The sequence below is a fragment of the Lentzea rhizosphaerae genome, assembly GCF_042649515.1.
GTDB classification, from domain to species: Bacteria; Actinomycetota; Actinomycetes; order Mycobacteriales; family Pseudonocardiaceae; genus Lentzea; species Lentzea aerocolonigenes.
This window is the reverse complement of sequence record NZ_JBHRZI010000057.1, coordinates 542,319-555,833: the sequence shown is the minus strand read 5'-3', so window position 1 is coordinate 555,833 and position 13,515 is coordinate 542,319. Positions and strand designations below refer to the sequence as shown.

The window sequence follows — 13,515 nt, the reverse complement described above, 5'->3', positions numbered from 1 at the left end:
TGGAGCAGTACGACACGCGAAAAAGGCCATCCCGGCGACTTTCGCCGCCGAGATGGCCCTCGTTCACGCGGTTGCTACTGCCTGGTGATCCGGTCGAGCGCGGGCGCAGTCGCGCCGGGGTGCGCCTTCAGGTACGCGGAGAACGCGTCCAGGTCGATCCCGCCACCGGTGATGTTCGTGGCCTTGGTGAACTCGCTGAAGCCGTCACCGCCGCCCTGCAGGAAGCTGTTGATCGTGACGCGGTAGCTCGCGGCCGGGTCGAGCGCGATGCCGTTGAGCGTGATGCCGGAGACCTTCGACCCGAAGGGCGCTGCCGCCGACCACGTGTACTTCAGGCCCGCCGACGGCTGCAGCACGAACTGCCTGGCTGCGGTGAACTGCTGCTCCAGTACGTTCTTGATCTGCTCGCCGGTCATCGTGACCGTCTGCAGGATGTTGCCGAACGGCTGGACGGTGAACATCTCGCCGTAGGTCACCACACCGTTGCCCTCGCCCACCGGCGAGCTGGCGAACGTGAGGTCCGCGCGCACGCCACCGGGGTTCATCAGCGCGAGCACGGCGCCGTTGGCCTTGGTGGCCTCGAGCTGCGAGTCGGCGATCAGGTCGCCCAGCGGCGACTCACCGGCGGGGTTCTGCGCCCTCACGATGTCCGAGCCGATCGTGCCGACCGGCTTGTTGGCGATCGGGGCGGACTTCGTCTTGGCCAGGTCGACGATCGCCTGGACGGTGGGGTCCGGCGTGACCGTGCGGGTGACGATCTTGTTGTCGGCCTTGGTCTCGCCGCGGATGACGTCGCGCGTCCGGCGGTCGATCTTCAGGTCGACGACGCTGAGCTCACGCCCGAACGCCAGGCCCTCGATGAACGGCCGCGGGTTGCCGGCCGGGTCCTTGACCACGCAGTTGTAGTGCTGGTGGCTGTGGCCGGAGAAGACCGCGTCGATCTTCGGGCTGACCTGCGTGGCGATGACGCTGCCGGGGTTGTTGGCCGCGACGTTGCACGCGTTGGGGCCGCCCTGGGGCGACGTGACCTGGTCGCCCTGGTGCACCAGCAGGACGATCGACTTCACGCCGATCGCGTCGAGGAAGTTGGCGTACTTGTTGGCCGCCTTGACCTCGTCACCGAACTGCAGCTCCTTGATGCCGTTCGGGTCGACCAGGATCGGCACGTCCTTGAGCGGCATGCCGATGAAGCCGATGGGCATCCCGTCGCGGATCTCCACCCAGAACGGCGGCAGCGCCGGCAGGCCGGTCTTGACCTTCGTGACGTTCGCGCCGAGGATCGGGAAGCTCGCGCCGGGGTACGAGTCGCGGAACTGGCACCCGTCCGTGGGGTGGCAGCCACCGCGCTGCATGCGCAGGAGCTCCTTGTAGCCCTCGTCGAACTCGTGGTTGCCGGCCGCGGTCGCGTCCATGCCGACCTTGTTGAGCACCTCGATCGTCGGCTCGTCGTGGAACAACGCGGACACGATCGGTGACGCGCCGATCAGGTCGCCCTGCCCGACGATGACGGAGTTCTTGACCTCGTTCTGGAGGTTCTTGATGTGCGTCGCGTTGTAGGCGGCGCCACCAGCGTCGACGGTCGTGCCGTCCGGGAGGATGACGCGCCCGGACGACCCGGACGGCGGTTCGATGTTGCCGTGCAGGTCGTTGATCCCGATCAGGCGCACGTCAACCGTGCCCCGACCGCGCAGTGACTGGACATCGGCCTGGGCAGGCCCGGTAGCGCTGATGACAGTGGCCGCGGCGGCGGTGATCGCCAGAACGGAAAGCCGTCTGAACGAACTCATGGGTTAGAGGCCTTTCAAGGCGTGGTTAACGCGCGTGTACGGCGGAGGAGTCTGCCTTCCGGGCGCGACGTTTTCCAGAGCAATGTCTCGATCGTCATCGTCGGGGCTAGCCTGTTCCCGTGACACCTAGTGAGCAGGAGCCGCGCTGGCTCGACGAGGGCGAGATGCGTGCGTGGCGCACCTACGTGAACGGTTCCTCCATGCTCATGGACCGCCTGCACCGAGAGCTGCAGGACACGCACGGAGTGTCACTCGCGGACTACGAGATCCTCGTGAGGCTCTCGGAGCAGCCCAACCAGAGCATGCGCATGACCCAACTCGCCGAGGACGTCGCCTCCTCCAAGTCCCGCGTCTCCCACCAGGTGGCGCGCATGGAGAAGGCGGGCCTGGTGCTGCGCCGCGAGTGCACCGAGGACGGCAGAGGCGTACTGGCCGAGCTGACCCAGAAGGGCATGGCCCAACTGGTGGAGGCGGCCCCCACACACCTGCGCGGCGTGCGCGAGCACATCGTCGACCTCATCACCCCGGAAGAGGGCGAGGTGCTGGCCAAGGTGTTCGACCGGGTCATGACACACCTCCGGGAGTCGAACGGCTAGGCTTCCGCACGGACGCCGGTGGCGTCGGGGAAGCGTGGCAGAGCGGCCGAATGCACCCGCCTTGAAAGCGGGAGACGGGCAACCGTCCGGGGGTTCAAATCCCTCCGCTTCCGCTCATAACCTCTGAACTGCCAAAACGCAGCGCAGGGGTACTTCGTGCAGTACACGGTTTAGCGCGTATAGCGTGTCCAGTACACACGCTTTCGTCACTTCTGACGAAGAGCGACCTACGCTGGCGCACGGGCACAGACCGGGCGCCCTATGCGGATGACCGCGACGACCTTACGAACGCTGCCCACGCATCTGGCCCGACCTCAAGAAGGTTGAGTGCCGAGCCCTTGGAGTCGCGCACGCGCACACCGTCGCGGGCGAATGCGACCTCGACGCACTGCTCTGGGTTGCCGACGCTGTAACTCGACTTGCGGAACTGCATCTGTTCCATTGGCTAGTTCCCCTCCTGCGGCGGACTGCCGTCCATCTGTGCGGCGGCTGCTGATGCTGCCTCCGCACAGCGAACGAGGATCTTGCGCGCCTTGTCTCCCTCCACCGCGACGGTCCACAGCTGGTCCATCAGGCGGTTGTAGGTCTCAAGGTCGGCAGGTGTCTCAGTGTTGATCTCGGTGTCGACGGTCTCGATCAGGACCCGATCGCCGACGATCCAGAAGCCGTTCGGTGGCACCGTCGGAAGTCTCGTCCCCAAGAGGATGATGCCGAATCGCACGCGAAGACCGAGGAGCGCTTGCAGTCGGTCGATCTGCGCGACCATCACCTCGGGTGGGCACACGTAGTACATCAGCGCCGACTCGCAGATGAGCAGTTCAATGCTCTTCGCGCTGTCGTAGAGCGCTCGTTGCCGCTCGATGCGGATGCTTACGGCGTCGTCGGTGTCCATCGGCGTCTGCTGAAACTGCGCAGCGCTGATGAAGATGTGCCTGGCGTACTCGGCGATCTGCACGAGCCCCGGCACGACGATCAACTCGAACACACGGATGATCGAGACGCTGCTCTCGATCTGTCGACTGTAGTTCTGTCTGTCAGCGTGGCCCTGTGAAGCTGGTGCTTCCAAGAGGCACGGTCGATGTCGATCGAACGGAGCCACTCGCGCATCCGCTCAACCTCGGACTCCGGCGCCTCGACCGCGGTCATCCAGTCGAGGACGTCGGAGTCCGTAGGGTCTTGTCGCTTGTTCTCGATCTTGGAGACCTTCGACGCCTGCCAACCGCACCGTTCCGCAAGCTGCTTGCCGTTCAGTCCGGCCTTCTTGCGGACGCGGATCAGCTCGTTGGCGAACGCGATCCGGCGATCGTCTGGCGTGCTCACGGGCTCACCGGGCAGAGTCGATCGTCGACGGGGTGGTCACGCCGAGGTGCGACCGCGCGCCGTTCGAGCCGATCAGCTCGCCCCCGAAGCCGACCGATCCGGCCCATGCATGTCCCGCCTGCCTCGCGACCGAGCACGGCCGCTGATCGGAACTCCACGACCCAACCACGGGAGAGGCTGATGCACGCGCTCATCGCAAGTCCGTTCCTGAATGACCACCTGGTGTTGAAACCGGACGACCAGCGAGCGGTGAAGATCGGTTCCGGAAGGTTCGAGGAGCTGCTCGCACTGTCGACGCACGCGGACAGCGCGTGTCCACAGTGGCTGGTCGATGCAGCCCAGCAGCGTTGGGGCATCGACATCACCGGCAGGCCGCTTACCGATGCGGTGAAGGTCCGCGAGCCGTCGGAGCACGGGTACGGCCGCGCGTCGTACGAGCTGAACCTCGGGTGCAACTACGACTGTCCGCACTGCTACCTCGGAGTGAAGGAGTTCGACGGGCTCGAATGGCGCGACCGGGAGCAGTTGCTGCACACGATGCGCGACGCCGGGGTGCTGTGGGTGCAGCTCACCGGCGGTGAGCCGACGATCGACAAGCTGTTCGCGCCGGTCTACACGACCGCATGGGACCTCGGGATGATGATCACCATCTCGACGAACGGGTCGCGCCTGCACTCGCCGCCGATACTCGACCTCCTGACCGCACGACGCCCGTACCGGATCACGGTCAGCGTCTACGGAGCCAGCGCCGAGGTCTACGACGCGGTGACGGCGCGGCGCGGCTCACACAAGGCGTTCACGACGGGAATCTCGGCGGCACACGAGCACGGGCTGCCGTTGCACTTCAACATCGTGATCACCGAGCGCAACGAGCACGAACTCGCCGAGATGGAGGCGTTCGCGGAGGGCCTCGGCGTCACCTGCAACGTGTACTCCAACATCTCGCCCACGATCTACGGCGGTGCGGAAACGCTGCCGTCGCAGTCGCCCGAGTTCCTGCGTGCCCGCAGGCCGTTCACCGGGTGCGGCGCCGGGCACACGCACTTCCACGCCGACCCGTACGGCATGGCGAGCATTTGCAAGGTCGGTCGCGACGCACAGTTCTCGCTCGTCGACCACGGCCTCGACGCCCTGCGTCAGCTCGCCGGTGTCGCTGACTCGCTCATGGGACGTACCGGCGGCTGTTCCGGGTGCGCGCTGTCGGGAACCTGCTGGACCTGTCGCCCTCTGGCGAAGCTGTACCAGACGGCGAAGGCACCCCTTGAGCGCTACTGCCAACACGGGGGGAGGTGATTACGCATGTCCGTGGTGATGCTCGATCTGTTGCCACCGTCGGCTGCTGTTGCAGTCGGCGGGACGCTTGAACAGTCGGAGCCGCCGATTGCAGCCGACGCCGTCGTGATGGTCGACGACGTCGAGGTGCTCGGCGCCTACAACCGGTGTAACTGCACCGCATCGGACGACAACCCGTACTAGTCGGGTTGTCACCAAACCAGGTGGCCGGACGCGCGTCGCGTCCGGCCACCTTTGTCATGTCAGCTAGCCTCGCCCCGTTCACGGGCGGACGACGATGGTCGAGGAACATGCAAGAACGCATCGAGTGGGACAGCCTTACCGCCGGTTTGCGCGATGCGATCGGCGCACAGGTCGGACAGATCACGGCGGCACGCACCCTGTCGCAGGGGATGAATTCGGCGCTCGCCGCAGTCCTGGACACCCCCGGCGGACAGGTGTTCGTCAAGGGCATCCGCACCGACCACGCTGGTGTCATCGCGCAACAACGCGAAGCGACGATCAACCCGCATGTCCAGCCGCTCGCCCCGGCGCTGCTCTGGCGGCTCGACGACGCCGGCGGCTGGGACGTCTTGGCGTTCGAGTACATCGCGGGGCGCCACCCTGACTACGCGCCGGGCTCGCCGGACCTCCCGGCCGTCTTGGCGGCTGTAGACACGCTGACGTCGCTTCCGGTGCCGGACCTGCCGTTGAAGGACGCGCGGAAGCGGTGGCGCGGGTACCTCGACGACGCCGAGGCCGAGCTGCTCGGCGGCGAGACGCTGCTGCACACTGACTACAACCCGGACAACATCCTGATCACCCCGGACGGCACGCCCCGGATGATCGACTGGGCATGGCCGACTCGCGGCGCCGCATGGATCGATCCGTGCTGCCTCGCCCTGCGGCTGATCGCTGCCGGGCACACCGCCGCACAGGCCGGGCAACTCGTGAGCCGCACGCGCGCGTGGGCTTCTGCCCCTCGAACCGCGCTCGGCGTGTTCGCCCGCGCCAACGTCGAAATGTGGACCGACATCGCTACCAGCGACCCACAGCCGTGGAAGCAGCGTATGGCGGACGCCGCCCACCAGTGGGCCGACGGCCAGCTCGCCTCAGTCTGACCTCTCAAACGAGAAGAACCCCCTAGCGTGATCAACTTAAGTGCACACGCTTTGCCGACCTACGCTCGCTGCTAGGGTGCATTTGTCCTGCAAAGACCTGGCGATGCACAGAGCTGAGCAGCGCTCAGCTTGAAAGCGGGAGACGGGAAACCGTCCGGGGGTTCAAATCCCTCCGCTTCCGCAGTTCAGAACGGCCGGGGCCCCGTGACGCTCGTACGCCAACGCGAGGCCCCGGCCTTTCTCGTTCTCAGCGCCGAGCCACCGCCAGCAACCGGTGACTGCCGACCCCGAACGGACTCCCGTCGGTGTCCCCGTACAACGCGACCGACGCGAACCCGGCCTCCACCAACATCCGGCTCAGCTCACCAGCCGTGTAAACGTGCTGCACACACGTCGACCGCTGCACCCGCTCCCCGCAGGTGAACGTGAAGTCGATCAGCAGCCGGCCGGAGGCCACGTCGAACCTGTTGGCCGCGACCATGTCGACGCCTCCCGCCGACATCCGGATCTCGCCCGGCAGCGACGGCAGCAACGACTCCGCCGCGCACCCGTAGTCGAGCACCAGCACCGGTGCGGCGGCTGCCAGGTCGGACAGGAACCGTTGCGACTCCGCGTGGTCCAGGTAGCCGAAGCTGTTGCCCATGCACAGCGCCAGGTCGGCTTCGACACCCAGCGAGCCCAGGGAAGTCACGTCGCCCAGCCGCCAGTCCAGCGACGGGGCCGCCGCTCGGGCGTGCGCGATGGCTTCCGGCGAGATGTCCAGGCCGGTCACCGAGTAGCCGCGGCGGGCCAGTTCGATGCTGTGCCTGCCGCTGCCGCACGGTGCGTCGAGCACGCGGCGGCCTGGGGTGAGGCTGGTGACGAAGTCGATTTCGGCTGACGTTTGCGCGGGCTGGACGGCGCCGCGCCAGAAGGTGTTGGCCAGATCAGTGAAGAAAGAGGTGTACCACTTCAAGGTGGATGCTCCTGGTGATCGCACGAAGAATGACGTGGGTGTCACCGGGCACGGCAAAGGCACCCGGCGTGTCCGGGGCTGCCATGGCATCGACCTTGTCTGTGAGTGCGCCAGAGGGAACTACTGAAGCACGCCGCCGAAGAAACCAGAAGTGGTTTTCAGCGAGGGGACGAGAAGCGGATCATGTTGCCCGACGGGTCGCGGAACGCGCAGTCGCGGACGCCGTAGAACTGGTCGATCGGCTCCTGCATGACCTCGGCGCCGGCCGCGCGGACCTGTTCGAACTTCGCGTCCACGTCGTCGACCTCGAAGATGATGCCTTGCAGGGATCCCTTGGCCAGCAACGAGTGCAGCGCCTCGTAGTCGGTCGGCGGGACGGGCGGGCCGATGCGGGACAGGCCGATTTCCAGGTCCGGCTGGTCCGCGGGGCCGACGGTGAGCCAGCGGTAGCCGTCCTCGATGGTCTCGTCGGTGCGGACCTCGAGGCCGATGACGTCGCGGTAGAACTTCAGCGCGGCGTCCTGGTCGTGGACGAAGAGGAACGTGTGCGAGAGCTTCATGGGCAAAACCCTAGGTAGGCGGGGTTCGCGGCGCTTCTCGAAACCTGCTCGGTCGCGTCAGGCCCTTGAGGTGGCAGCCCGGCACCGAGGCGAGCGCGGAGTGCGACCGCGCGCGGTAGGCCGAGGGCGTCTCGCCGACGAGTTCGGTGAAGCGGGCGGAAAACGAGCCGAGGGACGTGCAGCCGACCTCGACGCAGACCTCGGTCACGGACAGCTTTCCCAGGCGCAGCAACGCTTTCGCGCGCTCGATCCGCCGGGTCATCAGGTAGCCGTACGGGGTTTCGCCGTAGGCCGCGCGGAACTGGCGGGAGAAGTGCGACGGTGACATCAGGGCGGCGCGGGCCATCGCGGGCACCTCCAGCGGCCTGGCGTACTCCCGGTCCATCAGGTCACGTGCCCGGCGCAGGTGTGCCAGGTCCTCCGGTGTCACGGCGACCAGCATGCCACCGCGCGACGGACGCAGTCGTCCTCGCAGTGCTCACGCTCGACGTGAGGGGCCGGTTGCCCTGGTGAGAGGAAAATCCCCCGAGCTTGGGCGGGCGCGACTCGCCGGGGTAGTTTCCGCACGTGGGGGCTTCCTTGTCTGGTAGAGCGGTCAGGTTCGCGGTTCTGACGACCGTCGCGTTGCTCGCGTTCGGCACGACGCCCGCGTTGGCGCAGGACGAGCCGACGACCACGACACCGCCGGTCGTCACGACGTCCTCCACCCCGCCGTCCTCCGAGCCGGCGCCGCCGCCCGCGCAGCCTCAGGTCCTGTCCACGAAGGACAGCCTGACGGGCGTTCTCTACGCCGACAGGAACGCCAACACGGTGCAGGACGCCGGTGAGGCGCTCTCCGGTGTCGTGGTGACGGCTTTCACCGTCCGCGTGGCGAACAGTCCCAAGACGACCACGAACGCGAACGGCGAGTTCGTCTTCCGCGACCTCGAACCCGGCGTCTACCAGCCGCTGTACGAACTGGCCGACGGCTGGGTCGTGCACCACGACAGCAGCCGCGACTACGTGATCGAGGTCACCGCCGACAACACGACCAGGGTGACGGCACGCGCCGAACGGCCGTACCGCGAGCGGCTCTCGGTGACCGGATCGCTCGACCGCGAGAGCTACCACTACCCGTCGTCCGCGACGACCACGGTGACCATCACCAACATCTCGGATCGCCGGATCAGCGGCATCGAGGGCGCGTGCAACACCAACTTCAGCGGGATCGGGCTCGGCCCCCAGCGATGGCCTGGACTGTGGGGGTCCGGCGTCGCGCTCGAGCCCGGTGAGCAGCGCACGTTCACGGCCGTCGCGCAGCTCCCGGAGAGGTCGCGCAGGGAGGGGAGGGTCACGCTGGACTGCCAGTTCGTGCCGAACTACGGCTTCAACAAGGACGGGCCGACCCTGCACGACGAGGCGGTCGTGACCAGCGACAACGGCGGTTACACGATGGTCGTCGGCGAGGACCGGAACGCCAACTCGCGCATCGACGCGGACGAAGCGGTGCAGGGCGCGGAGGTCGTGCTGCTGCAGCCGCAGACCGGCAAGCAGATCGCCATGCGCACGAGCGGCGCGGACGGCAAGATCGAGTTCGTTGATCTCCCGGTCGGTGACTACGACGCGGTGGTCCGCGGCTCGTGGGCGTTCCAGGACACCAGCCGGGTGCAGATCACTCAGCCCGCGGGCTCCGGCCACCGGATCCTCAAGCGAGCAGTTCCCGCCGAGCTGAAGGCTTCGCTGAAGTTCGGCAAGCCCCGCTACGAGGTGCACGAGACCATCAGCGTCGAGCTGACGATCACGAACGTCGGCGGCCAGCCCGCCGAGCACGTCCAGGTCGCCCCGTTCAGCGCGCTGGAGGTGTCCGGCGAGCAGTTCGGCGATCTGCGGCGGGACGGTCCTGGCGTGCGGATTCCCGCGGGTGAGTCCCGCACGGTCAGCGTCTCCGGCAAGATCCGCCAGCTCTGGGACGACAAGCTGACCGTCATCGCGGAGATCTACCACGCCGGCACTTCGGGCTACTTCACCTCCCTGAACGAGGTCGAGATCGTCCAGACCACCGGTGACATCATCGGTGTCGTCTACACCGACAAGAACCGCAACGGGCAGATGGATCCGGGCGAGGGCGCCGTCCGCGCCGAGCTGGAGCTCGGTGGCGGTACGCCACTCAGGGGCTACGGGGGCTCGACGGACGACAACGGTCGATTCCACTACAAGGGCATCCCGTCCGGCTACTACTCGATCAACTACACGCTGGCCGACGGCTGGGCCGTGCACCTCGACGGTGACAAACCCCGGTTCCGGGTGGAGCCGGGCAAGCCCGTCGAGCTCGTCGCACGTGCGGAGCGGCCCTTCCGCGAGTCCCTCAAGGCGACGGTGGTGCTCGACAAGTCCACCTACCAGGCAGGGGACATCGCCAAGATCACCGTCACGTTGACGAACACCAGCGACCGCGAGATCCGCGGCGTTCAGGCCGGGTGCAACCGGAACGCGGAGCTGAACCAGCTCGGCGGCCGCATGGGCTTCACCCCCATGCCGGAGGGCTGGGGCGACCTGCGTCCGGGCACCGAGGGCGTGACACTCGCCTCCGGTGAGACGCGGACGATCGTCGCCACCGAAAAGGTGCCGGCCAAGGCGCTGGAATCGCGGGCGGTGGCCGTTGCGTGCGACTTCGCGCCGAACCCGGTGCACAACACCGACGGTCCGTCCGGCTACGACTGGGCCAGCGTTCCCGGTCGGTTCGGTGCGGTTGACGTCCTGCTCGCGCACGACGTCAACAAGAACCTGAGGGTGGACCCCGGCGAGGCCGTGCCCAACACCCGGATCGCGCTGATGACCGACCGCGAATACGGCGCCGTGGTCGCGGACGCGGTTACCGACGCCAACGGACGTGCGTATTTGGATCAGGTTCCGCCGGGTGAGTACTGGGCGTGGATCGACGGTCCGTGGAAGTTCGAGGACCCGAACAACGCCTACGTCCGCGTGGGAGCCGACGCCAAGATCCAGGGTTGGTTCGGCGTGGTTCCAGGCCAAGCTCCCGCGCCGCCGGGCACCGCGGATGGCGAGCAGGTCGCGACCGGTGGCACGAGCGGCGGAATGAGGGTCGCGCTCGCCAAAACCGGCGCCAGTGTGCTCGGGCTCGCTTTCCTCGGCGTGCTCCTCGTCGCGGCGGGCGTGGCGATGAGCCGCCACGGACGCACTGGTGCCCGCTCTGCTCACGCTTTACCGGAAGCTTCGGTTGCCCTCGATTCGAAAAAATCTTGAATCGCGGACTCTTCTTCTCGTGTGAACATTTCGTGACCTGATGACGCTTCCGTGAACATGATCTGCTGAGGTACTTTTCGCCCGTCTTTCTGGGGCTCTTGGGGGATTCGTTGTCCGGAACGTCGATGAATCGTGCCGCGCTGCGGTTCGGGGTTCTGACGGCCGTCGCGGTGCTCGCGTTGGGCATCACGTCCGCCGCGGCTTTCGCGCAGGACGACCCGCAGCAGGGCGGTGTGACCGGTGTTCTCTACGCCGACAAGGACCGCAACGGCGAGCAGGACTCCGGCGAGGCGATCTCTGGCGGAGAGGTCACCCTCGTCGGTCCGGACAGCGCCGTGCACAAGACGACCAGCGACGCGGACGGCAAGTTCGCGTTCGCCGGTCTCGCTCCCGGCACCTACAAGCCGTCGTACGCGCTGGCCGGCGGCTGGGTCGTGCACCACGCCAAGGCGGACGGTGACCTGATCACGGTCGCCGAGCACGCGACCACAGACGTCGTCGTGCGTGCTGAGCGCCCGTACTCGGAGCAGCTCAAGGTCACCTGGGCGGCTTTCGACCACTACCTCTACCGGCACCCGTCCTCGGTGACGACCTCGGTCACGCTCAGGAACACCACCGACCGCGCGATCAGCGGCATCCAGGCGCGTTGTGACCGCAAGAACGCCCCCGGCGCGCTCGGCCACGGCCGAGGCTGGGACGTGCTCAGCGGTGCCGGCGTCACGCTCGCGGCGGGCGAGTGGCGCTCGTTCACGATCGTCGAGGAGATCCCGGAAGCCGCCCGCGCGGCCGGGAAGGTCACCCTCGACTGCGACTTCGCCCCGAACGCCGGCTGGAACACCGACGGCCCGGTCCTGCACGCCGACGCCCAGGTGATCCCGGGCAACGGCAACCACACCATGGTGGTCGGCGAGGACCGCAACGGTGACTCGCGCATCGACGCCGACGAGGCCGTCAGCGGTGTGAAGGTCGTTCTGTACGACTGGAACAACCACTTCGGGAGCGTCGAGGGCACGAGCGGTCCGGACGGCAAGGTCGAGTTCACCGGCCTGGAGAAGACCAACTACCGGGCGCAGACCCGCGGACCGTGGATGTTCGCCGGTGAGGTGCAGCACGTGCGCGCCGCCGACCAGGGCGGAACCAGCCACAGGGTCGTGAAGTACGTGAAGCCCGCGGACATCCGCGCCGAGGTGAAGTTCGCCAAGCCGAGCTTCAAGTCCCACGAGACGGTGCAGTGGGACCTGGTCCTCACGAACGTCGGCGGGATGGACACGTGGGTCAGGCCCTCCGGCTACTTCCCGGACCTGCAGATCCCGGACGAGCAGCTCACCGGTGTGTCCGTTCCCGCCGGTGAGTCACGCACCATCAGCTTCTCGGGCAAGATCCGCAACTACCGGAACGGCAAGGTCACCGTCTCGGGATCGATCGACTACTTCGACGAGCAGAACCCGCCTGTCCACAAGCAGTTCTACGGCGAGGTCGACATCGAGCAGAGCAAGGGCTCGGTGAGCGGCGTCGTTTACCTCGACAAGAACCACAACGGCCGACCCGATCCCGGTGAGGCCGCAGCGGACGCCGTGGTCGAGGCCAACGGCGGTGCGCCCTACAACTACTACAAGGCCACTACGGACGCTGAGGGCCGTTACTCCTTCAACGAGCTCCCGACCGGCGCCTACTCGATCGGCTTCACGCTCGCCGGCGGGTGGATCGTGCACTTCCCGGACGACGTCGTGCAGCACGTCCAGGTCGAGGCGGGCAAGTCCGTTCAGCTCGTCACCGGTGCGCAGCGTCCGTACGCCGAGGTGCTCAAGGCGACGGTGCAGTTCGACAAGACGGCCTACGCGGTCGGCGAGGAAGTCAAGATCACCGTCAAGCTGACCAACAGGGGCGGCTACGTGATCAACGGCGTCCACGCGCTCTGCAACCGCAACCAGGGCGACAACCACCTCGGCGACCGCGTGAACCCCTCCGAGAGCTGGGGCGACCTGCGCTGGCACGCCAAGGGCGTGACGGTCAACCCCGGTGAGACGGTGACGCTCGTCGTCACCGAGCGGGTGCCCGAAGCCGCGCGAGTGGCCAACCGGGTCGAGCTGCTGTGCGAGATCGCGCCTCGGGCAGAGTTCAACAGGGACTTCGCGCCGGCCTACGACTGGGCCAACGTGCCCGGTGGCGGGAACGGCGATGTCATGGCCCTGGTCGCGCACGACAAGGACGGCGACCACGTGATGGATCCGGGCGACGTCGTCCCCCACGCCCGCGTGCGGCTGATGTCCGACCGCGAACACGGCTTCCTGGTCGCTGAGGCGGTCGGCGACGTCTGGGGATGGGTGCGCTTCACCGACGTCCCGGCAGGCATGTACTGGGCGACGGTCGACGGGCCGTGGAAGATCGTGGAGCAGTACCGAACTGTGGGCGTTCGCGCCGGGGGCAGCGGGCTGTACTACATCGGCGTGGAGCCCGATCCCGGTGCCGTCCAGCCAGGTGACGGCGTGCAGCCCGCCGGTGGTGGCACGAGCACCGGTGGCACGAAGGTCGCGTTGGCCAGGACCGGTGCGAGCGTTCTCGGACTCGCGTTCCTCGGTGCGCTGCTCGTCGCGGCGGGCGCCGCACTGAGGCGCTGGCCGGCGTCGAGGCAGTCATGAAGAACTCTCGACGTGTGTTCAG

Annotated in this window: 13 protein-coding genes and 1 tRNA gene; 7 read left to right on the top strand and 7 right to left on the bottom strand. The window is 67.3% G+C overall.

Annotated elements, in window-relative coordinates; translation table 11 throughout:
- Positions 1-74 precede the first annotated feature (74 nt).
- Positions 75-1,787, bottom strand: coding sequence for a bifunctional metallophosphatase/5'-nucleotidase (locus ACFOWZ_RS47270; RefSeq protein ID WP_382381133.1), 1,713 nt, complete (start codon positions 1,785-1,787; stop codon positions 75-77).
- Between the two features lie 164 nt (positions 1,788-1,951).
- Here ACFOWZ_RS47270 and ACFOWZ_RS47265 point away from each other — a divergent pair, with 164 nt between their 5' ends.
- Positions 1,952-2,383 (top strand): MarR family winged helix-turn-helix transcriptional regulator, encoded by a 432-nt coding sequence (locus ACFOWZ_RS47265; protein WP_051782808.1) that lies wholly within the window; start codon positions 1,952-1,954, stop codon positions 2,381-2,383.
- A 28-nt stretch (positions 2,384-2,411) separates the two neighbouring features.
- Positions 2,412-2,496, top strand: a tRNA-Ser gene (locus tag ACFOWZ_RS47260).
- A 146-nt stretch (positions 2,497-2,642) separates the two neighbouring features.
- Here the strand turns inward: ACFOWZ_RS47260 and ACFOWZ_RS47255 are convergent.
- Genes ACFOWZ_RS47255 through ACFOWZ_RS47245 form a run of 3 tightly spaced genes read right to left on the bottom strand, consistent with a single transcriptional unit; the run spans position 2,643 to position 3,703 of the window.
- On the bottom strand, positions 2,643-2,816 hold the full coding sequence (locus ACFOWZ_RS47255) for a DUF397 domain-containing protein (protein ID WP_382381328.1): 174 nt from the start codon (positions 2,814-2,816) through the stop codon (positions 2,643-2,645).
- Positions 2,817-2,828: 12 nt separating this feature from the next.
- Positions 2,829-3,449: a DUF5753 domain-containing protein gene (locus ACFOWZ_RS47250; protein ID WP_382381131.1), complete on the bottom strand. Its 621-nt coding sequence runs from the start codon at positions 3,447-3,449 to the stop codon at positions 2,829-2,831.
- Entirely contained in the window at positions 3,356-3,703 is a 348-nt protein-coding gene (locus tag ACFOWZ_RS47245; RefSeq protein WP_382381129.1) for a helix-turn-helix domain-containing protein, read from the bottom strand. The genes ACFOWZ_RS47250 and ACFOWZ_RS47245 overlap by 94 nt, the downstream gene beginning before the upstream one ends.
- Before the next feature lie 180 nt (positions 3,704-3,883).
- Here ACFOWZ_RS47245 and ACFOWZ_RS47240 point away from each other — a divergent pair, with 180 nt between their 5' ends.
- The 3 genes from ACFOWZ_RS47240 (at position 3,884) to ACFOWZ_RS47230 (ending at position 6,096) form a co-directional block, all read left to right on the top strand.
- Positions 3,884-4,996, top strand: a complete 1,113-nt coding sequence (locus ACFOWZ_RS47240; RefSeq protein ID WP_382381127.1) for a radical SAM protein — start codon at positions 3,884-3,886, stop codon at positions 4,994-4,996.
- Positions 4,997-5,002: 6 nt separating this feature from the next.
- Complete coding sequence (locus ACFOWZ_RS47235; protein WP_382381125.1) at positions 5,003-5,179, top strand: hypothetical protein; 177 nt, start codon at positions 5,003-5,005, stop codon at positions 5,177-5,179.
- Positions 5,180-5,286: 107 nt separating this feature from the next.
- A complete protein-coding gene (locus ACFOWZ_RS47230) occupies positions 5,287-6,096 on the top strand; it encodes a phosphotransferase family protein (protein ID WP_382381123.1) in 810 nt (269 codons plus the stop codon).
- A gap of 247 nt (positions 6,097-6,343) precedes the next feature.
- On the opposite strand, the gene ACFOWZ_RS47225 is transcribed toward ACFOWZ_RS47230, so the two are convergent.
- The 3 genes from ACFOWZ_RS47225 to ACFOWZ_RS47215 form a co-directional block, all read right to left on the bottom strand.
- A complete protein-coding gene (locus tag ACFOWZ_RS47225) occupies positions 6,344-7,051 on the bottom strand; it encodes a class I SAM-dependent methyltransferase (RefSeq protein ID WP_382381121.1) in 708 nt (235 codons plus the stop codon).
- A 158-nt stretch (positions 7,052-7,209) separates the two neighbouring features.
- Positions 7,210-7,611 carry a VOC family protein gene (locus tag ACFOWZ_RS47220; protein ID WP_382381119.1) on the bottom strand — a complete coding sequence of 134 codons (402 nt, stop codon included), beginning with the start codon at positions 7,609-7,611 and terminating at the stop codon, positions 7,210-7,212.
- Between the two features lie 10 nt (positions 7,612-7,621).
- Positions 7,622-8,053 carry a helix-turn-helix transcriptional regulator gene (locus ACFOWZ_RS47215; protein ID WP_382381117.1) on the bottom strand — a complete coding sequence of 144 codons (432 nt, stop codon included), beginning with the start codon at positions 8,051-8,053 and terminating at the stop codon, positions 7,622-7,624.
- A gap of 137 nt (positions 8,054-8,190) precedes the next feature.
- Between ACFOWZ_RS47215 and ACFOWZ_RS47210 the strand changes: the two genes are divergently transcribed.
- Both ACFOWZ_RS47210 and ACFOWZ_RS47205 read left to right on the top strand, forming a co-directional pair.
- A complete protein-coding gene (locus tag ACFOWZ_RS47210) occupies positions 8,191-10,854 on the top strand; it encodes an SdrD B-like domain-containing protein (protein ID WP_382381115.1) in 2,664 nt (887 codons plus the stop codon).
- 125 nt (positions 10,855-10,979) lie between these two features.
- Positions 10,980-13,493, top strand: coding sequence for an SdrD B-like domain-containing protein (locus ACFOWZ_RS47205; protein WP_382381113.1), 2,514 nt, complete (start codon positions 10,980-10,982; stop codon positions 13,491-13,493).
- Positions 13,494-13,515: the final 22 nt, after the last annotated feature.